Origin of the sequence: Aquimarina sp. 2-A2 (assembly GCF_045505135.1) — a bacterium.
GTDB classification, from domain to species: Bacteria; Bacteroidota; Bacteroidia; order Flavobacteriales; family Flavobacteriaceae; genus Aquimarina; species Aquimarina intermedia.
The window spans coordinates 603046-629341 of sequence record NZ_JBJKFI010000002.1 but is presented as its reverse complement, the minus strand read 5'-3'; the positions used below and the strand labels follow the sequence as shown (position 1 = coordinate 629341).

The 26296-nt window shown below is 36.8% G+C and carries 21 protein-coding genes; 12 read left to right on the top strand and 9 right to left on the bottom strand.

Annotation, left to right across the window (positions count from 1 at the left end):
- Positions 1–9: 9 nt before the first annotated feature.
- Together ACJRPK_RS08195 and pheT are read right to left on the bottom strand one after the other, a co-directional pair.
- Positions 10–729 (bottom strand): hypothetical protein, encoded by a 720-nt coding sequence (locus ACJRPK_RS08195; protein WP_407139453.1) that lies wholly within the window; start codon positions 727–729, stop codon positions 10–12.
- Positions 730–945: 216 nt separating this feature from the next.
- Complete coding sequence (gene pheT / locus ACJRPK_RS08190) at positions 946–3372, bottom strand: phenylalanine--tRNA ligase subunit beta (RefSeq protein WP_407139452.1); 2427 nt, start codon at positions 3370–3372, stop codon at positions 946–948.
- A gap of 204 nt (positions 3373–3576) precedes the next feature.
- On the opposite strand from pheT, the gene ACJRPK_RS08185 reads away from it, so the two are divergent.
- From ACJRPK_RS08185 to ACJRPK_RS08170, 4 genes are all read left to right on the top strand, one after another.
- Positions 3577–3981 carry a hypothetical protein gene (locus ACJRPK_RS08185; RefSeq protein WP_407139451.1) on the top strand — a complete coding sequence of 135 codons (405 nt, stop codon included), beginning with the start codon at positions 3577–3579 and terminating at the stop codon, positions 3979–3981.
- 86 nt (positions 3982–4067) lie between these two features.
- Positions 4068–5291, top strand: a complete 1224-nt coding sequence (locus ACJRPK_RS08180) for a peroxiredoxin family protein (RefSeq protein ID WP_407139450.1) — start codon at positions 4068–4070, stop codon at positions 5289–5291.
- Positions 5292–5369: 78 nt separating this feature from the next.
- On the top strand, positions 5370–7463 hold the full coding sequence (pta, locus tag ACJRPK_RS08175) for a phosphate acetyltransferase (RefSeq protein ID WP_407139449.1): 2094 nt from the start codon (positions 5370–5372) through the stop codon (positions 7461–7463).
- Between the two features lie 37 nt (positions 7464–7500).
- Positions 7501–8685 carry an acetate/propionate family kinase gene (locus ACJRPK_RS08170; protein WP_407139448.1) on the top strand — a complete coding sequence of 395 codons (1185 nt, stop codon included), beginning with the start codon at positions 7501–7503 and terminating at the stop codon, positions 8683–8685.
- Positions 8686–8756: 71 nt separating this feature from the next.
- On the opposite strand, the gene ACJRPK_RS08165 is transcribed toward ACJRPK_RS08170, so the two are convergent.
- Positions 8757–8945 (bottom strand): hypothetical protein, encoded by a 189-nt coding sequence (locus ACJRPK_RS08165; protein WP_407139447.1) that lies wholly within the window; start codon positions 8943–8945, stop codon positions 8757–8759.
- A gap of 157 nt (positions 8946–9102) precedes the next feature.
- Here ACJRPK_RS08165 and ACJRPK_RS08160 point away from each other — a divergent pair, with 157 nt between their 5' ends.
- The 4 genes from ACJRPK_RS08160 to ACJRPK_RS08145 all read left to right on the top strand — a co-directional run bounded on the left by ACJRPK_RS08160 (position 9103) and on the right by ACJRPK_RS08145 (position 13620).
- A complete protein-coding gene (locus ACJRPK_RS08160; RefSeq protein WP_407139446.1) occupies positions 9103–9837 on the top strand; it encodes a nitroreductase family protein in 735 nt (244 codons plus the stop codon).
- 146 nt (positions 9838–9983) lie between these two features.
- Positions 9984–12164: an endonuclease gene (locus tag ACJRPK_RS08155; protein WP_407139445.1), complete on the top strand. Its 2181-nt coding sequence runs from the start codon at positions 9984–9986 to the stop codon at positions 12162–12164.
- A 141-nt stretch (positions 12165–12305) separates the two neighbouring features.
- Entirely contained in the window at positions 12306–12911 is a 606-nt protein-coding gene (locus tag ACJRPK_RS08150; protein ID WP_407139444.1) for a hypothetical protein, read from the top strand.
- A gap of 94 nt (positions 12912–13005) precedes the next feature.
- Positions 13006–13620 carry a hypothetical protein gene (locus ACJRPK_RS08145; RefSeq protein WP_407139443.1) on the top strand — a complete coding sequence of 205 codons (615 nt, stop codon included), beginning with the start codon at positions 13006–13008 and terminating at the stop codon, positions 13618–13620.
- 44 nt (positions 13621–13664) lie between these two features.
- Here ACJRPK_RS08145 and ACJRPK_RS08140 read toward each other — a convergent pair whose 3' ends face one another.
- On the bottom strand, positions 13665–14636 hold the full coding sequence (locus tag ACJRPK_RS08140; protein ID WP_407139442.1) for a phosphotransferase: 972 nt from the start codon (positions 14634–14636) through the stop codon (positions 13665–13667).
- Positions 14637–14964: 328 nt separating this feature from the next.
- Between ACJRPK_RS08140 and ACJRPK_RS08135 the strand changes: the two genes are divergently transcribed.
- Together ACJRPK_RS08135 and ACJRPK_RS08130 are read left to right on the top strand one after the other, a co-directional pair.
- Positions 14965–15564, top strand: a complete 600-nt coding sequence (locus tag ACJRPK_RS08135) for a SatD family protein (RefSeq protein WP_407139441.1) — start codon at positions 14965–14967, stop codon at positions 15562–15564.
- Positions 15561–16292, top strand: a complete 732-nt coding sequence (locus ACJRPK_RS08130; RefSeq protein WP_407139439.1) for a DUF3307 domain-containing protein — start codon at positions 15561–15563, stop codon at positions 16290–16292. The genes ACJRPK_RS08135 and ACJRPK_RS08130 overlap by 4 nt, the downstream gene beginning before the upstream one ends.
- Before the next feature lie 2 nt (positions 16293–16294).
- Here the strand turns inward: ACJRPK_RS08130 and ACJRPK_RS08125 are convergent, their stop codons facing one another.
- Entirely contained in the window at positions 16295–17440 is a 1146-nt protein-coding gene (locus ACJRPK_RS08125; RefSeq protein ID WP_407139438.1) for a saccharopine dehydrogenase family protein, read from the bottom strand.
- A 129-nt stretch (positions 17441–17569) separates the two neighbouring features.
- Positions 17570–19672, bottom strand: a complete 2103-nt coding sequence (recG, locus tag ACJRPK_RS08120; protein ID WP_407139437.1) for an ATP-dependent DNA helicase RecG — start codon at positions 19670–19672, stop codon at positions 17570–17572.
- Positions 19673–19774: 102 nt separating this feature from the next.
- Between recG and ACJRPK_RS08115 the strand changes: the two genes are divergently transcribed.
- Together ACJRPK_RS08115 and ACJRPK_RS08110 are read left to right on the top strand one after the other, a co-directional pair.
- Complete coding sequence (locus tag ACJRPK_RS08115) at positions 19775–21850, top strand: M1 family metallopeptidase (RefSeq protein ID WP_407139436.1); 2076 nt, start codon at positions 19775–19777, stop codon at positions 21848–21850.
- A gap of 8 nt (positions 21851–21858) precedes the next feature.
- Complete coding sequence (locus ACJRPK_RS08110; protein WP_407139435.1) at positions 21859–22782, top strand: patatin family protein; 924 nt, start codon at positions 21859–21861, stop codon at positions 22780–22782.
- 65 nt (positions 22783–22847) lie between these two features.
- Here the strand turns inward: ACJRPK_RS08110 and ACJRPK_RS08105 are convergent, their stop codons facing one another.
- The 3 genes from ACJRPK_RS08105 to ACJRPK_RS08095 are packed head-to-tail and all read right to left on the bottom strand — an operon-like array spanning position 22848 to position 26294.
- Complete coding sequence (locus tag ACJRPK_RS08105; RefSeq protein WP_407139434.1) at positions 22848–23366, bottom strand: hypothetical protein; 519 nt, start codon at positions 23364–23366, stop codon at positions 22848–22850.
- Between the two features lie 21 nt (positions 23367–23387).
- Positions 23388–24992, bottom strand: coding sequence for an FMN-binding glutamate synthase family protein (locus ACJRPK_RS08100; protein ID WP_407139433.1), 1605 nt, complete (start codon positions 24990–24992; stop codon positions 23388–23390).
- A 9-nt stretch (positions 24993–25001) separates the two neighbouring features.
- Positions 25002–26294, bottom strand: a complete 1293-nt coding sequence (locus tag ACJRPK_RS08095; RefSeq protein WP_407139432.1) for an amidohydrolase — start codon at positions 26292–26294, stop codon at positions 25002–25004.
- Positions 26295–26296 lie beyond the last annotated feature (2 nt).

The following is a 26296-nucleotide window of genomic DNA, read 5'->3' as shown; positions in this document are numbered from 1 at the left end:
AGTATAAAACTAAGCATTAAAATATTTACTGTTCCAGATGGCTGTATTAAAATTTTTACCCAATGCAAAGCCATAAAACAGTACTACTGCTGCAATTGACTTGAATACAAATAAAAACACCATAATAGTAGTAGAAGTGCTTTGTTGTTTACTAAACAGTCCATCCGGAACCATAAAGGTACATAAAACACTAACTAAAAAGGTTAGGAATAGTAAATTTTCAAAGCTTTTAAAAAACCACATAAAAAATTTACGTAGTGGATGTAAGTCTTTTCCCCACTTGTGAATTAAATAAAAATAATCGTTTCCTATCGGCGCAAATAATAAGGGATCATCTGCATTTTCAAGTTTAAAAAGTTTGGAGGGTGCTACAATTTTAAAGCCATTAAGGCTCGTTTTATGTGTTTTTTCTAAATCTTTAATGATGGTTACGGCTTCATAAGGTATTTTACCTTTAAAGAACTTAGTATCCAAGAAGCGCAAACGGTAATCAATACAAATTTTCTTTATCTGATCGAGATGATAGATCTTAGAGGTTTCGAGCACCTCAAAATCAAAGTTATTCTCACTGGATGATGAAACTGTTGTTAGCTTCTCGACTATCTTTTCAGTTTTTCTTGTTTCCTGATCAAACAATAGTGCAACCTGAGATTTCCAGTCATGAGAAGTGTATTGCTTATCTCTGATTTTAGTAAGTTGCTTTTCAAGATTCGTTCGTGGTACCATCATTTCTTTTTCTTTAGCACCACTAAATTAGCGATTTAGAGTATTTTCTCCAATAATTAGGATCAAAACTCAGCGATGGTATCTCAACTTTAACGTTTGTTGATTGTTATTTGTCTGCCGTCGATATCAACAGGTTTATATTAGTAAATAGACTTAAAAATAAGTAGCCTTTCTCAACAAAGGGAAAAAGGCTATTGTTTACTTATTCAATTTATATAATTATCTAAGCTCTGCTTCGAGTTTAGTCTCAAAGTTATGTTGTAGCTTATTCATTATTTTGTCAATTTGCTTATCAGTCAATGTTTTATTCTCATCCTGAAGGGTAAAACTTACTGCATAGGATTTTTTTCCTTTAGGCAGGTTTTTACCTTCGTATACATCAAATAAATTGACCTGTTTTAGCAACTTCTTTTCAGTTTGGTTAGCGATGGTATAGATTTCATCAAATGTTACCTTTTGATCAAGTAGCAAAGCAAAATCTCGACGAACAGCGGGATATTTTGCAATAGGATGATATTTGACAGCAGTATGTCTGACAAATTCTGTTAGCAAGTCCCAATTAAAGTCTGCGTGCAATACTTCCTGATTAATAGAAAAATTCTTTAAGACTGATTTTTTTATCACCCCTAGCTCTACTAATCGTTTTTTACCTATGCTAAAAGCGATCCCTTCTGAAAAAACATCACTGTTTATAGGTGTTATTCGCGAAGCGTTGATTCCTAGACGTTCAAGTATGGAGCTAACCACACCTTTTAGAATAAAGAAATTTGTTTGTTGCGAAGCTTCCGTCCATCGTTCTTCATTTTTATTACCTGTCACTAATAAATTGAGGTGTTTTTGTTCTACACGTTCATCTCCATATTGATGATAAGTCTTACCAAATTCAAAAAGTTTGAGGTCTGCTCGTTTACGATTAATGTTGTAACTAACAGCTTCCAATCCCGAAAAGAGAATGGACTGTCGCATAACAGATAAATCATTACTCAATGGATTTAACATACGTACCGATTGCTCATCATTTAACTGCTCACTTAACTTTATTGAATTAGGTGTAGTTAAAGAATTTGTCATAATTTCGAAGAAACCCTGTCCGACCAATTGACCGGCAATTGTATTTTGAATAGTATGATCAGCAAACTTATCAATATTCGAAATGGATGCATTTAATTTTTGAGTAAACTTGATATTGTTATAGCCATATACACGCAAAATCTCTTCAATGACATCGGCTTCACGTTGTACATCGTTGCGATAAGCAGGAATGGTTAGTCCTAAACCGCTTTCTGTAACATTATTTACTTTTATTTCAAGCGAGGTTAGAATACGTTTAATAGTTTCGGCAGGAAGCTCTTCACCTATAAGTTTTGCGGTATTTTCAAAAGATAGGAAAACTTGAAAATCTTCGATTTTTTTAGGGTATAAATCCGCTATATCACTAGTAACCACTCCTCCGGCTAATTCTTGAATTAATAAGGTGGCACGCTTAAGTGCATACTCGGTAATATTGGGATCTATTCCACGTTCAAAACGGAATGAAGCATCCGTGTTAAGTCCGTGTCTTTTAGCAGATTTTCTTATGCTTACAGGATTAAAATACGCACTTTCAAGAAATATGGACGTTGTCTTTTCTGTTACACCTGATTCTAGTCCGCCAAAAACACCGGCAATACACAAAGGTTTTTCTGCATCACAGATCATTAAATCTTCTTCATGTAATTCTCGTTCCACTTCGTCTAAGGTGGTGAATTTGGTCCCGGTGTCTAAAGTTTTGACAATGATCTTATTACCTTGAATCTGTTGCGCATCAAAAGCATGTAGCGGTTGCCCTAACTCATGTAACACATAATTAGTAACGTCAACCACGTTGTTTTTTGGGAGAATCCCAATAGCTTTCAAGCGATGTTGCAGCCATTTTGGCGATTCGGTAACTTTAATATCAGAGATAGTGACTCCGCAATATCTGGGAGCTAATGCTGGATTTTTAACATCAATATCAATTTTATGCAGACGATTTTCTACTCTAAAATTAGAGACCGACGGAGTTATTAATTCCAGATTAATTTCTTGTTGTATAAGTCCTGCTTTAAGATCGCGTGCGGTCCCCCAATGACTCATGGCGTCTGCACGGTTCGGAGTCAAGCCAATTTCAAAAATTTGATCATTTTCAATATCAAAAATTTTGGAAGCGAGAGTTCCTGCGGGAATATCAGCATCCAGAACCATAATACCATCGTGGCTACTACCTAGTCCCAACTCGTCCTCGGCACAGATCATTCCATGACTGACTTCTCCACGTATTTTACCCTTTTTAATTGTCCAAGCCTCTCCTTTATCGTCATAAAGAGTTGTCCCAACGGTGGCAACAGGTACTTTTTGTCCGGCAGCTACATTGGCTGCACCACAAACAATCTGCACCGGCTCTCCGGTACCAAGATCAACCGTAGTAACCTTTAGTTTGTCTGCATTCTCATGTTTTTCACAGGTAAGAATATGCCCAACAATGATGCCTTCTAAGCCACCCTTCACACTTTGATAGGAATCAATACCTTCAACCTCCAGACCTAAATCGGTTAAGAGTTCTCCTGTTTTTTGAGCATCCCAGTCAAGTTTAATAAATTGCTTAAGCCAGTTATATGAAATTTTCATTTATGATGATTCTGAAATTAGGCGGTAAAGATACTATAATGATCAATGTTGACAAACAAGAAGCTACCCATATCACGAAGAAGAACGCAATTTTTATTAAAACCCTATTAATGCTCTGGTATTTCTTTAATTTATGTTTTATTTGACAACCTGTAAGGATTAAAAACTGAGCAAAAATGTTATCTTTGATTAAATTTTAAACTATTGAAAATGAAAAGCCTCAAATTATTTATTTTATTTTCTACGTTCATGCTAGTAGGTGTTTGTGATGCATTTGCTCAAAATGAAAAGACAAAAAATGATACACCTGCTACCGAAGTTAGTACGAAGATAAAAGACAAGGATTCTGATAAGTCCGAAAAGCTGAAAAATAAATCTTCTAAAGAAAAAACAAAAAGAGCTAAAAGGAAGAAAGGTTCTCAAAGTATCACTTCTAAAGTAGATGAGGATGGAAATGAAATTTTTACTATTGAAGAAAAAGATCCGGTAACGGGTGAGATTAAATTTACTGAGCTAATTGTGGAAAGAAAGGGTAAGGAAGGAAAGCCGGTTATAGGTGAAAAAGTGAAATCGAAAGCTAAGTCAAAAGCAACGGTTGAAAAACAATAGTTATAGCTAAATATTAATTATCAGTAGCCGATTTGATACTTATATCCAATCGGCTTTTGTATTGTATATTACTTAAAAATTAATTTGTGAAAAACACTATTCTAATCCTTATCATTGCCTTATTGGCGTTTGGATGTAAACAAGACAAAAAGGCGAACATAAAAACGCTAAAAGCGGGAGCTTGGAGAGCTACACTCACGATGAAGGATAATAAAAAGGCTCCCTTTTTATTTGAAGTTTTTGACGATCAAACGTTAGAAATTTTTAACGCAGAAGAATCCATTGAGGTTCACGAAATTTCAATAACAGATAGCTTAATAAAAATTAAACTTCCTGTTTTTGAAGGCTATATAAAAGCTAAATTTATTGATTCGACACACATTAAAGGAGATTTTATTATTGAATCATTGAATCGAAAAGTTCCGTTTGAAGCTCAATATGGAGTACAGGATCGTTTTGCTATAAAAACTGAACCAAAGCATCAGATTACTGGAAGTTGGGAGACTGTTTTTAGTCCGAATACAGAGGATAGTTATATAGCTAAAGGTATTTTTAAACAAAACGGAAATGTGGTTACAGGAACTTTTAGAACAACCACCGGTGATTATCGCTATTTAGAAGGTGTGCTTAATGGAGATCAGCTTGAATTATCTACATTTGATGGGGCGCATGCTTTTCTTTTTACAGCTCAGGTTACTGATAGTACCATGCAAGGAATATTCTATTCGGGACAACACTGGAAAGAACCTTTTAGTGCAAAATTGAATCCCGATTTTGAGTTGCCGTCGGAAGATTCACTTACTACCATTACAGAAGAAGGAAAATCTTTTACATTTGAATTCCCGGATACTGAAGGTACTATGGTCTCTAATGCAGATCCGCAGTTTCAAGATAAAGTTCTTGTCATACAGGTCTTAGGCACCTGGTGTCCAAATTGCGTAGATGAGACAAAGTATTATAAACAATTTTATGAATCAAATAAGGACAAAGACTTAGCATTTGTAGGATTGGCATTTGAGTATGCTAAAACAGAAGAAAAAGCAATTAAATCAATACAGCGTTTTAAGAAAAGTCTTGATGTACCGTATCCAATTTTATTAGCACAATTTGGAACATCGAGCAAACAAAAGGCACAGGAAAAACTTCCGATGCTCAATCATGTTCTGTCGTATCCAACCACTATAGTATTGGATAAGGAAGGGAATGTACAAAAAATTCATACCGGATTTAACGGTCCGGCCACAGGACAAAAATATATCGATTTCAAGAATGAGTTTGAGCGTTTTATGAAAACGCTTTTAGAAAAATAGCAAGCGACTAACAGTTAAGTAAGAAATTGATGATACGCTGTCCGTTCAAACCTTTTTGTTATTAAAAAAAAATACTACATGAGTAAAGCAGTATATATAGCGACAATCGAACCCAATAGTGGGAAATCTATTATGGTATTGGGTCTGATGCGTATGTTGTTGGGCAAAGTAGCTAAAGTAGGTTACTTTAGGCCTATAATTGATGACCCAAAAGAAGGAGAAATAGATAATCATATTCAAACTGTTATCTCGCATTTTGAATTGGATATAAATGTAAAAAAAGCATACGCCTTTACCCGAAGTGAAGTACTTAAAAAATACAATCAAGGTAAATCCGGTGAAGTTATTGATGTTATTATTCAAAAATATAAATATCTGGAAGACACATTTGATTTTGTGCTTGTAGAGGGAACTGACTTCTCTGACGAAGGAAGTATTATTGAATTTGATATCAATGTTATTGTTGCAAAAAATCTCGGGATTCCAGCAATTATTATTGCCAGTGGTTTTGATAAATCAATTGAGGATACGACAGGGAATTTAAAATTGGCATACAATCGTTTCGAAGGTAAAGAAGTAGAGGTACTAGCTGTTGTTGCCAATAAAATTTCTGAAAACCACTTGGAAGGTTTACAACAAGCTTTTGATTCAAATTTTGACAAGGACGTCAAGAAAATTTTAATTCCGAAGGTTGACTCTCTAATAAACCCTACCATTAAAGAAATTGTAGATAAATTAGAAGGTAAGGTTCTTTTTGGTAAAGAATTTTTAAACAATCAGGCAGGTAGCTACGGAGTAGGAGCAATGCAGCTACGTAATTATCTTACCCATCTTAAGGACAACAGTCTGGTTATTACTCCTGGCGATAGAGCAGATATTATTTTGGGAGTGTTACAGGCTAATATTTCTGCAAATTATCCAAAGATATCAGGAATTATTTTAACCGGTGGCATTATCCCTGAGCCCTCTATCTTAAAATTAATTGAGGGAGTTTCTTTATCTTTTCCTATAATTTCTGTTTCCAGTGGAACTTTTTCCATCACAAATAAAATTGGTGCCATTAAATCCAGAATATATGCTGATAATCAACAAAAGATAGTTACCTCCATTAGTACTTTTGAAAAATATGTGAATGTCGAGGAACTTGCTGATCGACTTATTACCTTTCAACCTGTTGGGATTACTCCAAGAATGTTTCAATATAACTTATTAAAAAGAGCACTCCAACATAAAAAACATATAGTCTTACCAGAAGGATCCGATGAAAGAATTTTACGGGCGACTTCGAGATTATTAGCTTCAGATGTGGTCGAGATTACGCTGATTGGTGATGAAAAGAAACTTAAGAGCAAAGCAACAAAATTGGACATTCCCATAGATTTTGAGAAAGTGCATATTGTTTTTCCAACCAAATCTCCACATTATGAGGACTATGTAAAAACATTTTACGAGCTACGTAAACACAAAAATGTAAACATGGATATGGCCAGAGATATGATGGCTGACGTTTCATATTTTGCCACAATGATGATATATAAAGGGCATGCTGATGGTATGGTTTCTGGTGCCGTGCATACGACGCAACATACCATCCGACCTGCATTACAGTTTATAAAGACCAAACCCGGAGTTAAAGTGGTTTCTTCAGTGTTTTTCATGTGTTTAGAAGATCGTGTATCCGTATTTGGAGACTGTGCGATTAATCCAAACCCTAATGCCGAAGAATTAGCCGAAATAGCCATATCCTCGGCACACTCTGCCGCTGCATTTGGTATAGAGCCAAAAATAGCTATGCTTTCCTATTCATCAGGTACTTCTGGAAAAGGAGAGGATGTCGAAGTGGTTAGAGAAGCGACAGAAATCGTTAAAAAGAGTCATCCCGAATTGAAAATAGAAGGACCGATTCAATATGATGCAGCTGTTGATATGCGCGTCGGCAAAAGTAAATTACCAAATTCTGAAGTTGCAGGACAAGCCAGTGTGCTTATCTTTCCTGATCTTAATACAGGTAACAATACGTATAAAGCAGTGCAACGGGAGACCGGAGCACTGGCAATTGGTCCGATGTTACAAGGGCTCAATAAACCGGTAAATGATTTAAGCCGGGGATGCACTGTAGATGATGTATACAATACCGTTATAATAACCGCAATTCAGGCACAAGGCCTTTAAATTAGTTTAATAATACTATCCATTCAAATAATCATTCATGAAAATCGTAGTACTGAATTCAGGAAGTTCATCCCTCAAATTTCAACTTTTTGAAATGCCGGAAAAGGCAGTAATTTGTTCGGGTATTATAGAACGTATAGGATTTGGGGATGCTCATATCACTTATAAGACGACGGATAATTCTTTAGATAAAAAGGTTGAAGTAAGTTCGCACAAGAAAGGATTGCAACTATTATTGACTTACTTGTTAGATAAAAATATAGGAGTTCTAAAGTCTCCAAAAGAAGTGGCAGTTGTAGGACATCGTGTGGTACATGGAGGAAGTGATTTTACCGATACAACCTTAATTACTGAAGCGGTAAAGGATAAAATAAAGAGTTTAATTCCTTTGGCGCCGCTGCATAATCCTGCCAACTTGCAAGGCATTTTGGTCGCTGAAGAAATTTTTACAGAGGCAAAGCAGGTTGCTGTATTTGATACCGCATATCATCATACAATTCCGGTAAAGGCTCATAAATATGCTATTCCGAGTAAATTTCTGGAAGAGCATAATATTCGAGTATATGGTTTCCATGGAACGAGTCACAAATATATCTCCAAGAAGGCTACTGAATACTTAGATAAAGAGAATGCTAAAGTAATTTCCATACATCTGGGCAACGGGTGTAGTATGACCGCTATTCAAAATGGTAAGAGTGTAGATCACTCTCTTGGTTTTGCTCCTATGAACGGACTAATTATGGGTACACGATCCGGAGATGTAGATCCGGCGATCATATTTTATATGGTAAATACCTTGGGATATACCCTTGAAGAAGTAAGTGATTTGTTGCAAAAAGAAAGCGGTATGTTGGGACTCACAGGGTATAGTGACCTTAGAGATATAGAAGCACAAGCTGCCGAAGGAAATAAAGATTGCGAGTTGGCTCTGCAGATGAATGCTTATAGAATTAAAAAATTCATTGGTTCCTATATTGCTGTAATGAATGGGGTTGATGCCATTGTGTTTACTGCAGGAATAGGAGAAAATTCTGATGTGATTAGAAATATGGTCTGCACGGACATGGAAACCTTTGGAATTGAGCTAGACGAGGTCAAAAATGCTACACGATCTAAGAGCATTAGAGAAATAAATAGTAAAGATGCGCCCGTTAAGATATTAATAATTCCTACGAATGAAGAATTAGAAATTGCGGAACAGTCTTATGAACTCCTAAACTAAAAAAGTTCTAAGCAGAGTAAATTTCAATAAATATACTTTACTTAGAACTCCTATTGTTATTTGATATAAGCTTAAGCCCAAACGCAATTACCGTTTGATTGGCAGTATCCATAATCACAGAACTCCTGTCCGTTAGCAGTTCTAAAACAGCATTGACGTGGGCCTCCACAATATACTCTATTGCCCCAAGCACCCAAAATTGAACTTTGCTCAGTTTTACTTAGTGTTTTAATCCCTTTTAATTCTTTAATTTTTTTCATAAGTGTATTATTTTTAAATGATTACTATTGTTATCAAATAAATATAGTAGAAATTACTTACATAGTTTGGAGTGATTTACACAAAATAATAACGGTTTTATTGTACTTATAGTTTTAGAGCAATAGATACATATTATATTGTGACAAAAATATTCTTATGATAGAAAAAAGGGTAGAAGAAGCCATTCAGTACCGTCGATCGGTTCGCGTATTTGATGCTGATAAGGATATCTCGTCAACCAAGGTGAAAAAATGTATTCAAAATGCTGTATTAGCGCCTACCAGCAGTAATATGCAATTATGGGAGTTTTATCACATTACTAATAAGGGGACCTTACAAAAAATGACTAAAGCTTGTCTTGAACAGAACGCTGCTAAAACATCAAAACAATTGGTTGTGGTGGTAGCACGCAAAGATTTGTGGCGTAATCGTAAAAAGGCAAATATTGATTTTCTGAAAGAGATGTACGGAAACAAAAAGGCTTCAGACTATACGTCTCGTGAAAAGTTTGCTTTGAACTATTATCAAAAATTAATTCCCCTAGTCTACACAGATTTTCTAGGAATTTTTGGTTGGATAAAGTATGTATTCTTTTGGGTAATTGGATTGTTTAGACCTGTCTATCGTCAAGTTCGTACCAGCGATATGCGAATAGTTGCGCATAAAAGTGCTGCACTCGCTGCTCAGAATTTTATGATCAGTATGGCTGCAATAGGATACGACACTTGTCCGATGGAGGGTAGTGATACTATAAGAATAAAAAACATTTTGAAATTACCTTACGGAGCAGAAATTACTATGGTTATTGGTTGTGGCATTCGAGATGTGCAAGGGGTGTATGGTCCTCAATTCAGAATTCCATTTGATGAGGTTTACAAATATATCGGATAGAATGAGTGATAAAAATCACACAGGTAGGGATAAAAATAGGCTATTACATAAATGTTAACTTTGTGTTAATGTCAGGGTCATTATGGTATTCATAAAATAGTAGTATTTTCGGGCAAATTATTACTAACAAACACACACACAGAATTATGAAGAAATTTTTACCCTTTCTTATGCTTATAGTAGCAGCATTTACCTATAGCCAAGTGCCTGCTTATTATAATGACGTAAATATTAATTTGACCGGTACAGCGCTCAAAAATGAATTAACGAATAAAGTTACTAATACGCATACTACATTTTTATCCTATACTCCCGGAGTATGGGATGCACTCAAACAATCTGATCTGGATCCTGCAGGATCCGGTAAGGTGATACTAATCTACGGATTCAATGACACCGATGGCAATTCTACCACAGATCGTACCCGCGGGGTAAATAATAATGGAGGAGGAAGTACTGATTGGAATCGAGAACATGTTTATCCAAAATCGTTAGGAAATCCAAATTTAGGAACTACCGGGCCCGGAGCAGATGCACATCATTTACGTCCCTCAGATGTACAACGTAACTCCAGTCGCGGAAGTCGTAAGTTTGCAGCCGGCTCTGGTAACTCCGGTACAACAGCACAAGGACATTGGTATCCCGGTGATGAGTTCAAAGGTGATGTTGCGCGTATGATGTTATTTATGTATATACGTTATGGTAACCGCTGCTTACCCACCAATGTAGCGGTAGGGAGCACTGCTGCCAGCGATAGTAATATGGTAGAATTGCTATTACAATGGAATGCAGAAGATCCTGTTTCTCAATTAGAGTTACAACGTAATCCAATTCTCGAAAATATTCAGGGGAATCGTAATCCATTTATCGATAATCCTGCTTTTGCAACCTCGATTTGGGGCGGGCCACAAGCTGAAGATCGCTTTGGTGGAGGTACGCAGACTGATACACAAGCTCCCACAATACCGGCAAATCTTATCAGCGCTTCAACCACGCAAACCAGTACACAACTTTCATGGAATGCTTCAAGTGACAATGTAGGAGTAACCGGATATGAAATTTTTAGAAACGGAAGCTTATCTACAACAGTATCCGGAACCACAACTACAGTTTCTGGCTTGATGGCAGGAACCACCTATACTTTTACTGTAAAAGCTAAAGATGCGGCTGGAAATCGATCTGCTGTTAGTAATACAAGAACAGTAACTACGCAAAGCGGAACGCCAGGCGGAAGTAGTGACGCGGTATTTATTTCAGAATATGTTGAAGGTTCTTCTTATAACAAAGCGATTGAAGTTGTAAACCTAACGGGTGGTACTATAAACCTATCCGGTTATAGCCTTAAAAAACAATCCAACGGTGCAGGAGCCTGGTCCGGAGGCTTGGCCTTATCCGGAACCTTAACTAATGGCGCTGTGTATGTGATCGTAAATAATCAGGCGTCTGCAACAGTTAAGAACGTTGCTGACAAACTTTCTTCTTCAACCGAGATGAGTTTTAATGGGAATGATGCGGTTGGATTATTTAAAAATAATATACTTATCGATATCGTAGGGATCTTTAATGGTGGAACGGCTAACTTTGGCAAGGATAAAACTTTACGACGCAAAACTTCAATAACGACAGCCAACACTTCGTATGTAAGTGCAGAATGGAATAGTTATGCTCAAAATACTTTTGGTGATTTGGGTAGCTATGCTGGAGGTGCACCTGTTGCATCGACAGTAGATGTGAATCTACGTATAACTTTTGATCAATATCCTGAAGAGACGAGTTGGGAGATAAGAAATAGTTCAAATCAAATTGTTTTTAGCGGTGGAACATACGGGTCACAAGCGGATAATTCTACACTAACACTTACAAGAACCTTAGAAGAGGATTGTTATACATTGATTTTTAAAGATTCCTACGGAGACGGAATATGCTGTAGTTATGGTAACGGATCTTATCAATTAACAAATGCCACTACGGGAGCAGTGTTAGCTTCTGGAGGAAGTTATACTACGCAGGACACAAAGAATTTTTGTACTAATAGTACTGCGAGATCTTCTTACGGAATGATTGAAGAAGGCAAAAAGGTAAAGGCACAGGCATCAGAGACAATTGATTTTACTGTATATCCTAATCCGGCTAATGATTTTATCTTTTTACGAAATACAACCCTAAAAGCTTCTGAGTATAAAGTGATGAATCAAAACGGACAGATAGTACGTAGCGGTAAGGTTTCAGGTAAAGAAATTTCTCTGGAACAGTTACCAACAGGTATATATTTTGTCTCGGTAACTACTGATCAAAATATAACGTATAAGCGCTTTATAAAGCGATAACTTTTACAAATAATTTTATTACTAATCCGCATTGCATTATGTAATGCGGATTTTTGTTATTCTTGTCTAATTGTAAATTACAATCTATAATAGACATCAACAATTTTTTATAACACAGCAATTAAAACAACTATAGAATTAATGAAGTATCATTTTGTCATAACTATTCTAGGAGTCTTTTTTTCAATTTGCACTTTGAGTGCACAGCGTACCAACGCTACAGTCGTATTTAAAGATGGCACTCACAGAGCTGGGCTTATAAAAGTAGTAAATACGGATGAGCTATGGTTTAAAAATAGTGGTTACGCAGAAACAGAAGTTTTTTATTTTCGATCCATTGATAAGATTTTATTTAATAGTAATGGGGAAGAAATAGAGATTGTGCGCCGTTACTTAAAAGACTCAAATCGGGGTATTCTTGTAGAACGGGTGTACCATGGCGATGTGGTGTTGTATAAGATTTCTAATGAACTTAGAATCGATATCCCCAATTTTAAGAAAAATAATTTTTTTCAGTTACTTGGTTCCACTTTGGACGCATCTTCTAACGCGTATTTTATAGGTGAAGATGATCAAAACACAGTTCAATATTTGGGACAAGACAGTTGGGCGATGACAGGACTTAGAAAAGCGCTTAAAAAATATCTTGAAAATTGCCCTGCATTAGTAGAAAAAATTAAACGGAATGAATTTACGGAGAAAGAAGTAGTTGAGATTGTTGCTTTTTATGATGAAGAGTGTAATTAGATATAAAACTCTCTCCAAATAACAAATCCGTATATCGTAAGAAAATAAAAATGAGAACGTTTATCTTTGTTTTTAAATCAACAACCCCAAATTGATGAAGTATCTATTTTTTTTGACCTGCACAGTAGTGCTATTAGCAACAACTTGTACACAAGCACAACGAACCACTGCCATACTTACTTATAAGGATGGTAAGCAACTTATAGGATTGGGTAAAATAAGAGCTTCCGGAAAGATTAAGTTTAAAAAGACTAAAAAAGATAAAGCGCAGAATTATAGTTTTGATAGTATAGCCAGAGCAACCATACATGAACCCTACGGTATGGTACATTATGTGCGACGCAAAGTCAGCGGAACCGGAAACTATGCTATAGTAGAATTAGTAAAACAAGGTAAAGTTACATTATACCGTACGTATGATCGCAGTTATCGTACTATGAGAAGCGAACCGGATCAGTTTGGTAACGGATTCGTAATGTCAGGCAGTGCACCTATCAAAAATTACTACGTACAAAAAGAAGGTGAGCCAGCGATCACGCATTTAAGCTCCAATCAACTCTTTAGTAAAAATTTTGAGAAAACAGCAGCTGCTTATTTTGAGGATTGTCCCGTGTTGGTTCAAAAAATACAAGATAAGGTTTATAGAAAAAGAGATTTGAAAGCGATCCTTACTTTTTATATCGATGAGTGTAATGTGGATGGGGAGTGAAGGTTAGCACGAAGTCAAGTAACGATACGAGAAGAGTTTGATGATCATTTTTTGATGTCATTATATTTCATCCAGGATTTCAATTTTCCTACATACATTTTGAGATAATTTTCTGATAAAAATATATTTGACCAGTCAAATCGTTGCGCCTGTACGCCAAGATAATAAACGAAAACTGCTAATCCAGCTTTAGGAATTAAGTTTAGTTCTTTATCTGATAATTGCTTAATACTTTGATAACCATCTAAAAAGGCGAGTCTTTTCATTTCGTATTTACTTTTATCACTTTCAATGTGATAAAGTTGTTTACAGAAATATCCGATATCTAAAACTTGTTCTCCATTTCCACAAAAATCAAAGTCAAAAAGTGTGATTTCATTTTCACTTGTCACGGCCATATTATCATACCATATGTCCAAATGAACAATGCCCTTTTGAGTGTTTTCAAAATCGGTATCCTGAAAAGATTCAGCAAGTTCTCTTATAAAATTCATTTCTGGCAGTTGCTCAGAAAAAAATTGTTTTAAATTTTGATACGGTAGCGTTAGTAGTGAATCTTTTTTATAAGAAATTCTATTAAGAGTTTTATTAGAAGTGATAGTATGGATTTTGGCCATTAGTGAACCGATAGAGAAGCAAGTTTCTTTATTCATATATCGTATTTTCTCACCTTTGGCATAGGAGAACAATACAGCATACCGCTTTCCTTCTGGAGCATTAATTTCTTGAACAAAGACGCCCGTTTTATCTTCAATAGGAAAAGAAATAGCCAACTTTTCTTTCTTCAACAAATTTAAAAGAGCTATTTCTTCGAGAATTTCAGATTTTGACCTCCATTCATAACAGTAAACTCTCAGAACGTATTTTGTTTCTTTGTTCGAAAGAAAATACGTGTGGTTTATCCCTGTTCTAAATAGTTTGCAATCAAAGTCTCCCTTAAGTTGATATACAGTGGTGATGTAAGCACCAAGCTCTTTTGCAGAGAGTGTTGATGTTGTAACTGGGAAAACTTTCATTTATAATAGATTTTTAGATTCCGAAAAAACTTTTGAGTATGTGAGGGTTGTTTTTAAGAGGTCGCTAAACTACAGAAAACTTTTTAGTTGGTTGTTTTAACTTTAATACTTGAGTTAAATGATCTTTTATGATGTTTGATATAAAGAGCGTAAATAGACATCCTTTGTAAAATTCATTGTTATGATGTGTAAGAGGTGCTGTATTCAATAGTTCTCTAATAACATTAAAGTATCGGCTCTATATCCGATTTATTCATTTATCGGCTTTAAAGCCGATTTATTTGGATATCGTCTTTTAAAGCGATATATTTGAATAAAATACACGAGAATGGTTGCTGTTTTAACAGGTGATATTATTAATTCAAGAGAAAGTGATACGCCCAAGTGGTTACAAAAACTGAAAGCGGTGCTAACAACCTATGGTAATACACCAACCCAGTGGGAGCTATTTAGAGGAGATAGTTTTCAATTAGTAACCATGCCACAGGATGCTTTAAAAGCTGCCCTTCACATAAAAGCAGTAATGAAACAAAATAAAAAGCTAGATGTACGCATTGCTATCGGACTGGGTGCAGAGACCCATAGGGCACAACGCATCACCGAATCTAATGGGCCTGCGTATGTAAACTCAGGTGAGGCCTTTGAAGCTTTAGGTAAACAAACCCTCGCTATAAATTCTAATGATGACCATAATGATCAGAAGCTCAATCTTATGCTGAGTCTGGCCTTGCTCACTGCAAATACATGGAGTAGTACCGTAGCCGAGGTTATCACAGCCACAATCGAGCATCCAAAGAAAACACAAAAGGAGCTTGCAACACTCTTAGGTAAATCCCAGAGTAGTATCAGTGAAGCACTAAAACGTGGTGGCTATGATGAAATAATGAATCTGAACAATTACTATCAAAACCTAATTGCTACTCTATGATGTTACTTGTATTAAAATTAATAATTGCTCATGTGCTCGGAGATTTTGTTCTGCAGCCGGATACATGGGTAGCGGATAAAAAGGAAAAAAAGCAGGCGTCGTTGTATTTGTATCTACATACACTAGTACATGCAGTAACTTTACTTTGTATGCTATCGTTTGACAGGCGCTATCTACTGGCAATTCTTATCATCGTGATTAGCCATTTTCTGATCGATCTGATCAAATTAAATCTTGATAAAAAAGTAAATTTTAAGTTACTTTTTTTACTGGATCAGCTTGCACATTTACTTGTTATTGCAGGTGTCGTCTATTGGTATCAACCTTTTTTCATAGATCTGAGTAGGGTGTATTCAATTGAAATCTTACTTCTAGTCTTAGCAATCATCGCGGTGACTTCTATTTCATCTGTTATAATGAAGCTACTAATGAGTACTTGGAACCTCAACGAAGATCATGCTAAAGACTCACTTGAAAAAGCAGGCAAATATATCGGTATTCTGGAAAGATTGTTTGTTTTTGCTTTTATCGCATTAGGTCAATGGGCAGCTATCGGATTTTTGATAACGGCCAAATCAGTTTTTAGATTCGGAGACCTGTCAAAAGCCAAAGACCGCAAACTTACCGAGTACGTTTTGATTGGGACCTTATTAAGCTTTGGTTTGGCTATGATTGTCGGACTTTTATATACGTATGCAATGGGTATATTGAGTGTTACTGAAATCTAGAATTATGTCAATACTTCTCCATAAACAGCTGCTACAAAATTTCCATTTAAAAAAGGAATAGGATCAATTTCGCTTTGTAATAATACGCCTTTATTTGAGGACTCAAGTAATAATTGAGCAGCTTGTAGTAAAGGTACGGCAGTAGTAGTTTGGATAGCTCTCAGGGTATGTTTTCCAATTTTTAGGGGTAGGATTTTCTTTGCAACTTCTCTTCGATGCAGTTTTCCTTTTTTGTCTTTTCCCTCGACAGCAGCATACAAAATGATGTGATCATTTTCAATATGAGGGATGACCCGTTCCATCTCATACTGTAAAGTTTCGATAGTATCTTCGGTGTTTTCTGTGCCAATTAATAGTTTTTCCACCCACGCATAATGACCAGGATGTCGTAAGGTTTTATAGTCTAACCAACGCACTTTACCACTCAATGCATCTGGCAAATCAGCTGCACCACCCGAGGTTAAATCTTCTTCATACGTAATGCCATCAATAATGATACGCGCTCTTTCTGATAAAGAAGGCAGTTCTGTCTTTTTATAATCTCTTAAGACCAGAGCGCATTTCAGATACTCGGTAGCTACACCAACCGGACTCCAGGTAAAACCATAATAGTGCGGAGCCACCGCATGGTCTGTAAGGGCCCCAACTTTGAATTCTAACTTTTCTACCTTATCTACTTCAAAATCCTTACAAAATTTTTGAAATAACATATTCGCTAAGATATCGATGTAACCCGGAGCCAGACCCGTTTGAAGAATAAAACCGGTTTTGGCATCTTTTGCTAAATCGATGATTTCATTAGTTTCATTAACATACTCAGTAAGATTCGCATAATGTAGCTCAAAGTCCTTGGCAAAACGAGCTATTATAGGAGCCATACTTCCCGGGAGGCAGTCAAGAATAATATCACCGGTAGTAAAAACCTCTTTCATCTCATCAGTAAGGGTTGAAGAAAGATGAAAAGCATTCACAGTACATGATTTTGTAGTGCCTTCCTGTATCCATTGTGCTACTTTTTCAGCTTTTGCAAGCGTTCTGTTTCCTATAAAAATGGTAGGGGGCACCGTACTCCATTCAGCTAAGAGTAGCCCCGCCGCTTCAGCAATACCGCCGGCTCCAGCAATAATGAAATTATAATGACTGTTCATATAAGAAAGATACCATTTTTTTAGATTGTTAGCTCTTTTTTTTCAGTTAAAGAAAGCTCTCAAATCAAAGAAAGAATGTAGAAGGGTAACAGATTTTATAGAAAATTAAGTGTCTATTTCGATCCCGTGCTACGAAATATAATTCCAGATATTTTTGTGCTTCGCCATTTGTTGATAGGTGTATAAAAGCACTTTGTGTTTCTCCATTCCAAGGCTTGGATCTTCTTTCAAAATTTTGAGTGCATAGGATCGCGCTAACTTCAAAATATCATTGTCTTTGACAATATCAGCAATTTTAAGATTCAAGACTCCGCTTTGCTGTGTTCCCATAATATCTCCCGGTCCGCGAAGTTTTAAATCTACTTCGGCGATTTCAAAACCATCATTGGTACGTACCATCGTTTCTAATCGGGTTTTACTGTCTTCTGATAATTTATGACTGGTCATAAGAATACAAAAACTCTGTTCTGCTCCACGTCCCACACGACCTCTCAATTGGTGGAGTTGTGATAAACCAAAACGCTCTGCACTCTCTATAATCATAACACTGGCATTAGGCACGTTGACACCCACTTCTATCACTGTGGTAGCCACCATAATCTGGGTTTCGCCTTTTACAAAGCGATCCATCTCATAATCCTTATCAGCAGGCTTCATTTGGCCATGAACGATTGAGATTTGATACTTGGGCTGGGGAAAAGATCTGGCAATACTCTCATATCCATCCATCAAATCTTTATAATCCATAGCTTCTGATTCCTGAATTAGGGGATAGACAATATAAATTTGTCTGCCCTTTTCAATTTCGTCCTCAATAAATTTAAATACTTTTAAGCGGTTGCTATCAAATCGGTGTACGGTTTTAATTGCTTTGCGTCCTGGCGGTAGTTCATCAATCACCGAGATATCCAAATCTCCGTAAAGACTCATGGCTAGCGTTCGCGGTATTGGGGTGGCTGTCATTACCAAAACATGCGGGGGATACTTGTTTTTATGCCACAATTTTGATCGTTGTGCCACTCCAAAACGATGTTGCTCATCAATGATCGCCAATCCGAGATTTTTAAATTTTACTTTATCTTCAAGAATGGCGTGGGTGCCGATGAGTATATTTAATGTGCCGGCTTCAAGTTCTTCATGTAATATCCGTCGTTCTTTGGTTTTAGTACTACCCATTAATAGTTTGACTGTAATCGGCAGCTCTTGCACCAGCTCTTCAATCCCTTGATAGTGTTGATTGGCCAGAATCGCAGTGGGAGCCATCAAACAGGCCTGAAAACCATTGTCAATAGCTAAGAGCATTGCCATAAGTCCAACGATGGTCTTACCAGAACCTACATCACCCTGTAACAAACGATTCATTTGCGCACTGCTACCCATGTCATTTCTAATCTCTTTAATCACACGTTTTTGGGCATTGGTGAGGTCAAAGGGGAGATGATTGCTATAAAAAGAATTAAAATGTTCTCCTACCTCGGTGAACGGATACCCTTTTACCTTTTGTTTCCTGATGAGGTTTTTGGTTATGAGTTGTAATTGTATGTAAAAAAGCTCCTCAAATTTTAAACGAAATTGTGCTTTGGCCAGCAGTTCTTGATTTTTTGGAAAATGAATATTCAAAACCGCTTCGCTTTTGCTGATCAGTTTTAATGATTCCAAGATATCAGTAGACAACGTATCATAAAATCGAATTTTGGTTTCGATAAATACCTGTTGCATCATTTTACTAATCACCCGATTCGTTATTCCTTTGTTTGAGAGTTTCTCTGTAGAAGGATAAATCGGCTGCATTGCGATTTTTAGGTTTTTTTCATGCTCGCTTAGTAATTCCATCTCAGGGTGCGGCATGCTAAACCCATTGTAATAATTTACCTTTCCAAATATTACATATGGCACGTTGAGTTTTAAATTCTCTCTGATCCATTTATGTCCGCGAAACCACACCAATTCCATTTCGCCGGTATCATCAATGAACTTAGCGACCAAACGCTTACCTCGTTTCTGCTCCACTGTTTTAAGATGCACCAGTTTACCTATAATTTGCATCTCAGCACCATTTCGCTGCAACTCGTTTATTTTATAATAGCGCGTTTTATCAATGTATCGGTTAGGAAAGAGATTTACCAAATCCTGATATGCATGAATCCCGAGCTCTGACCTTAATAAGGCAGCGCGATTGGGTCCTACGCCCTTGAGATAGTCAATAGGAGTTTGTAAGATGTTCGGATTCATAAGGACGAAGATACTATTTATTGCGAAACAGATCAAAGTCAATCTTGTCACATAACCGCGATAAAATCGTTATTTTGGCAACCTATTTGAATACACCCGATTATGAAATTTATTGTATCCTATATCTGCATGGCTTTTAGTCTCACAGTAGCTGCACAATCCGTTGATTTTTTAACTGCTGATGCTAATATTTTAATTGATGCTGAAGAAAAAAGTGTTGCAGGAACAGTTGAATATACCTTTAAAGCACTTGAGGCTGCACAAACTATTCGTATTGATGCGCGGGCAATGCAATTGGAAGCCCTTTCGCTTGACGGAAAAAAAATATCATATACCTATGACAATGCTGTTATAAGTTTGTCAACAAATTTGAAACCAAATACTACACATACGATTGTTATCAACTACACTGCAATCCCAAAGAAAGCAGTGTATTTTGTAAAAGACTATCAAGGAAGAAATCAAATCTGGACACAAGGACAAGGCAAATATACATCGCATTGGTTACCAAGTTTTGACGATATGCAAGAGAAAGTAATTTTTGACCTAACCTTAAATTATAAAAAAGAAGCTGAGGTGCTTGCCAACGGAAAGTTGATTGAAAAAAAATTGGTTAATGATTCTATTCAGTCGTGGAAATATGACATGAAGCAGCCGATGAGTAGTTATTTGGTCGCATTCGCCATCGGATCGTATAATAAAATAGAGAAAATGACACAAAGCGGGATTCCGTTAACACTGTATTATTATCCGGAGGATTCAGCAAAAGTAGAACCCACTTATCGCCATAGTAAACGCATGTTCGACTTTTTGGAAAAAGAAATTGGAATTCCTTATCCGTGGCAGAATTATAAACAAATACCGGTAAAAGATTTTCTCTATGCCGGAATGGAAAATACAGGCACTACTATTTTTTCTGATGCTTTTGTAGTGGATTCAATAGCGTATCAGGATCGTAATTATATTAGTGTCAATGCACATGAGCTCGCTCATCAATGGTTTGGTAATTTGGTAACAGCGACTGAGGGGACGCATCATTGGTTGCAAGAAGGATTTGCCACCTATTATGCGCTATTGGCCGAACGTAAAATCTTTGGTGATGATTATTTTGAGTTTAAATTATATGAGAGTGCAGAACAATTAATTACGCTCTCAAAAACAGATCAGGCTACAGCCTTGCTCGACCCAAAAGCAAGCTCCCTTACTTTTTATCAGCGCGGCGCGTGGACTTTACACGCTTTGCGAAATCTAATCGGTGAAGATCATTTTAAAACGACGATACGGGAGTATCTTAAAGAATATCAGTTTAAAAATGTTACAACAGCTGACTTTCTAAAAGTAGCAGAACGGGTTAGTAATATGAAGCTTGATGTATTCAAAAACAAATGGTTGGAGAATGTACGTTTTCCAGCGCGCGAAGCATTAGAGATCTTGACGCAGTCAAACTTTATCAAAGCGTATTTGAGTTTGGCTCAAGAGCGTACCCAACCTCTGGCTGGGAAATGGGGACGTCTAGCTGAAGCATTAGAATTTCCAATTAATGAATATTTAGCACAAGAGGCGATTTATCAATTGGAAGGGCAGACTTCTCAAGAAGCATTGGCTTTGTATAATAAAGCATTTGAGACGAATAATGTGTTGGTAAGACAGGCGATTGCAACGACGCTCAGTAAAATTACACCGGATCTGCAAAAACAGTATGAATCCTTGGTGACAGATGATTCTTATGCTACTATAGAGGCTGCACTTTACTATTTATGGTCTAATTTTCCCGAAAAACGATCGGAGTATTTGCAGCAAACTAAAGATATCATTGGTTTCAATGATAAAAATGTTAGAATTCTTTGGTTGGTCCTGGCATTAAACACTCCCAATTATAATTCGTCAAATCACGCAAATTATTATCAGGAATTATCAGGGTATACTTCTTCAAAGCACCATTTTAGTACGCGAGAGAATGCTTTCACGTATCTTGAAAGCTTACAATTTTTTTCGGATGAGGCTTTATTAAACTTGGTAGATGGAGCTGTACATTATAACTGGCGTTTTAGAAACCAATGTCGAGAAATATTGGATAAACTGCTTCAAAATCCCAAATATCAAAAGAAATATGTAGTTTTAAGGAATAATTTGTCAGAGGATCAGAAAGATTATTTGGCAAAAAAGTTAACCCCATAAATAAAACTATGCGAGCATTAGTTATTTCCGGAGGAGGAAGTAAAGGCGCCTACGCCGGCGGAGTAGCACAGTACTTAATGCAACAAAAAGGTAAAAAGTACGACCTGTTTCTTGGCACATCGACCGGCAGTTTATTGATTCCTCAATTAGCTTTAGGTAATATTGATAAGACCTACGATATTTATACCAATGTAAATCAAAGTACAATTTTTAATATAAATCCTTTTGTGGTAAGACATAAAGGAGATCGAGAGTTTGTTTCCATAAATTTTTTCGCTTCATTTTTACAGTTTGTAAAAAAGAAACGAACCTTTGGCGAGAGTAAAAACTTGAGACGTGCGATTCGACGCAATTTTACTGAAGCAGATTACCGTTTGGCAAGGCGTAGGGCAGAGGACGTGGTTGTGACTGTTTCTAATCTTACCTTAAACAAAACGGAATATAAATCAATTAAAGATTATTCGTACGAGGACTTTTGTGATTGGATTTGGATTTCGTGCAACTATGTACCCTTTATGAGTCTTGTTACAAAAAATGGGTGTGAATATGCAGATGGAGGCTTTGGTTGTATGGTACCAATTCGCGAAGCAATACGAAGAGGTGCAACAGAGGTCGATGCGATCATTCTGGAATCAGAAAATATGGAATACCGCAAAGTACTCGGTAAGAATCCGTTCTCATTGATGGTAAATCTATTTAGTTTTATGCTTGATCAGGTAGAAGGTCACGATACTGTGGTGGGGAAACTGGCAGCAATCAACAAAAAGGTTCCACTTAATTTATATTATACACCCTCAAAGCTCACAGAGAACTCGTTGATTTTCAACAAGAAATTAATGAAAAGTTGGTGGAAGCAAGGATTTGAATATGCCAGAAAGAAAAATGAGCGAGCAGATGATAATGAGTTGAAGGATATTGATATGGCAGGGTAAAAAATGTATAAAAAAATGCCATATCTTCAATCTGAAGACATGGCATGAGTATAAAGTTTAGAATTTTAGATCAACTCGCTAACTTCTTTCTTAACAAAGGCTATTGCTGCATCACTAGGAGCATCTTTTTGAAGTAAACTGGTAAGTAATTTTTCTCTTAATTGATCAGAAGTCTCAATCTCCTCATTCATGGTATTTTTTCTAATGGTAGCGATCGTTCCGTTTTTTGCTGCTTTAATAATGTCCCAGCAATCTGCGGTTATGTAAATTTGCTGACTCAGGTTATGCTCAAATTCCTGTTCGATGGTACCAATCAGCATCATCTCATATCCCTTTTTATTTTGATCTACCGGTGCAATTCTGGTCAAAAGCTGGTTAGGAGAAATCCGTTCCAAGAATAAAACCATGCGTTCATACGCCTGTAATTTTACGGGTAAGGATTGATTTTGATTTTCCTTGTAGATTTGATATTTACGACGACGGTCTTCATTTCTAAAATGTTGATTAAAAAAATAGATGGCTACCAATCCAACGATAAGTGAGGGGAGAATGGTAAGCAGAATGTCTAATACAGTGGTATTCATAAAATTAAAATGAGGGGTTTGTTAATAACGAATTTCTTTTTGATTTAGAAGGGCCGTGGCATTGAGTTCATTATACTCTCCACCCAAGTGCGGACAATCTTTCATGTTTTGTATAGTATCAAAGGGAACCTTGACTTTATTATAGCCGTATGTATTGGCCAATGGTTGTGTTAAGCTTTTGTCACCCAAATTTATGTCGACATCATCCATGGTCATTTCACATGGATGCCTATATCCACAAGCATGTGTAATCTCTAGAACTTCTTTCTTAAAGTTTTTGAAATAAAAACTTACACGTTCAGCTTTATCTTCAATATTGATTCCGGCTTGCATCCATTTATTTTGAGTCGCAATACCTGTGGGGCATGAATTATTATGACAAACTTTTGCTTGAATGCAGCCTATACTTAACAAAGCTTCTCTAGCTACATTGATGCAATCTGCGCCCATTGCAAACGCCATCATGGCTTTGGCCGGAAAACCTAATTTTCCGCTGGCAATAAAAACAATACGATCAGTAAGTTCAAAATCTTTAAATAATCGATAAAAATCACTAAATGCATAGACAAAAGGCAGTGCTACATGATCAGCAAAACTTGGCGGAGCTGCACCGGTACCTCCTTCACCACCATCTATGGTAATAAAGTCCGGACCTTTGTCAGTTTTTTTCATCAGGGTAGCAAGTTCTTTCCATTGATCAAGTTTACCTATTGCGGCTTTAATACCTACGGGTAGGCCTGTTGCTTCGGCAATTTGCTCGATAAAGTCAACTAACTCAGGAATACTGCTAAATGCGGAATGGTTTGGCGGAGAGAGCACATCTTTATTAAGAGGTACATTACGAATTTCAGAAATTTCTTTTGTGATTTTTGAGGCAGGTAACACACCGCCTTTTCCTGGTTTGGCTCCCTGCGAAAGTTTGATCTCAATAGCACGAATCTGCGGGTTATCAAGAACGAGCTGTTTCATTTTCTCCATAGAGAAATTACCGTCATCATCCCGCACTCCAAAATATCCGGTTCCAAAATGAAAAACTACATCTGATCCATTTTTGTGATATGGCGATAAACCACCTTCACCCGTATTATGATATGCAAAAGATTTTTTACATCCTTTGTTTAGAGACTCAACAGCCTTGGCAGAGAGAGAACCAAAACTCATGGCAGACACATTGATAATGGATGCCGGTCTGTAGGGTCTTCTACGATTATTGAAACTTCCCATAACTTTTGCACAGGGCAAAAAGTAAGGATCTTTTTCATTAGGATGGTCTTTTGGAACTTTGTAAGGAATCATCGCATTATTAATAAAAATATATTGCGATTCATAAATATCACGATCCGTACCGAAACCCTCATAATTGTTCTGGTTTTTGGCAGAGGCGTATATCCAGCCACGTTCTATTCGATTGAAAGGTAGCTCCTCTCTGTTATTTGCTACGATGTATTGTCTAAGCTCCGGACCTATGCTCTCAAGCATATACCTAAAATGACCAACCACAGGAAAATTATGCGTGATTGTATGTTTTTTATTAAAAAACACATCTCGTATTGCGAGTAAAATAACACATAATAGCACCCATCCCCACCAAGGTATTATTGTAAGCAACTTTAAAAAATCATTCATATTTTTAATTTATTCAGCGTTGAGATAATCTAAAGCCAATTGCGACATTGTTTTTACTCCAAGGAGCAATCCTTTTTCATCAATATAAAATTCTGGAGTATGATGAGAAGGAGCAATTTTAGTATCAGCGGATTTGCCGCCGAGGAAAAAATAAAATCCGGGCACTATTTCCTGAAAATAAGAAAAATCTTCACCACCCGTAGTTGCTTTGGATGTAACAACATTTGCTTTTCCCGCTACGGCTTCTAAAGTAGGAAGCATTTGCTTCACCAGTTCCGGGTCATTGTACGTAATCGAGGTGTTATTTTGAAAAGTAATGGTCGCTTCGCCACCGTAAGTTTTGGCAATTGCCGGCACCATCTCATTCATTCGCTTTATAATCAGATCTCTCATGTCATAATCTAAGGTGCGTACAGTACCAATTAATTCTGCGGTCTCGGGAATGATATTAAATCGTACACCGCTCGTTATCTTACCTACGGTTATCACAGCAGCTTCATCTACCAATGGTGCTTCACGACTTATAATGGTTTGAAGGCCGTCTATAATTTTAGCAGAAATTAAAATAGGATCTACACCCGTCCATGGAGCAGAACCATGCGTTTGTTTACCTTTCACATTAATAACAAAGCGTTCCACAGCTGCCATAGTACCTCCAACCTTATATCGTAACATACCTACGGGAGTACCGGAGTTAATATGAAGACCAAAAATTGCATCTACATCAGGATTTTTAAGAACTCCTTCCTTGATCATCAGCTTTGCACCTCCTTCTTCTCCAGGTGGCGGTCCCTCTTCTGCCGGTTGAAAAATGAATTTGACCGTTCCTTTAATCTTATCTTTGTGAGCGCTTAATATCTCAGCAACTCCCATTAAAATAGCTATATGCGTATCATGTCCGCAAGCATGACTTACACCAACTTCTGTATCTAGAAATGTCGTTTTTACATTAGATTTAAACGGAACATCTGTACGTTCTTCTACAGGTAATGCATCAATATCCGCTCTTAGGGCCACTGTTTTACCCGGCTGCGCGCCTTTGAGAAGACCCACAACTCCGGTTTTAGCTACATTTTCGGTAACTTCAATTCCTAAGGCTTTGAGATGGGCCGCAATTTTTTCTGCGGTTTTAAATTCTCTATTAGATAATTCCGGATTTTGATGAAAATCTCTTCGCCAATCAATGACTTTGTTTTCTATAGCTTCTGCCATAGATTTTATTTCTGGATCTATTTGTTGAGCGTTACTTGCGACTATGCAAAGAGCAAATAGCGTAAGGGTAGTGAGAACACGTAGGTTCATAG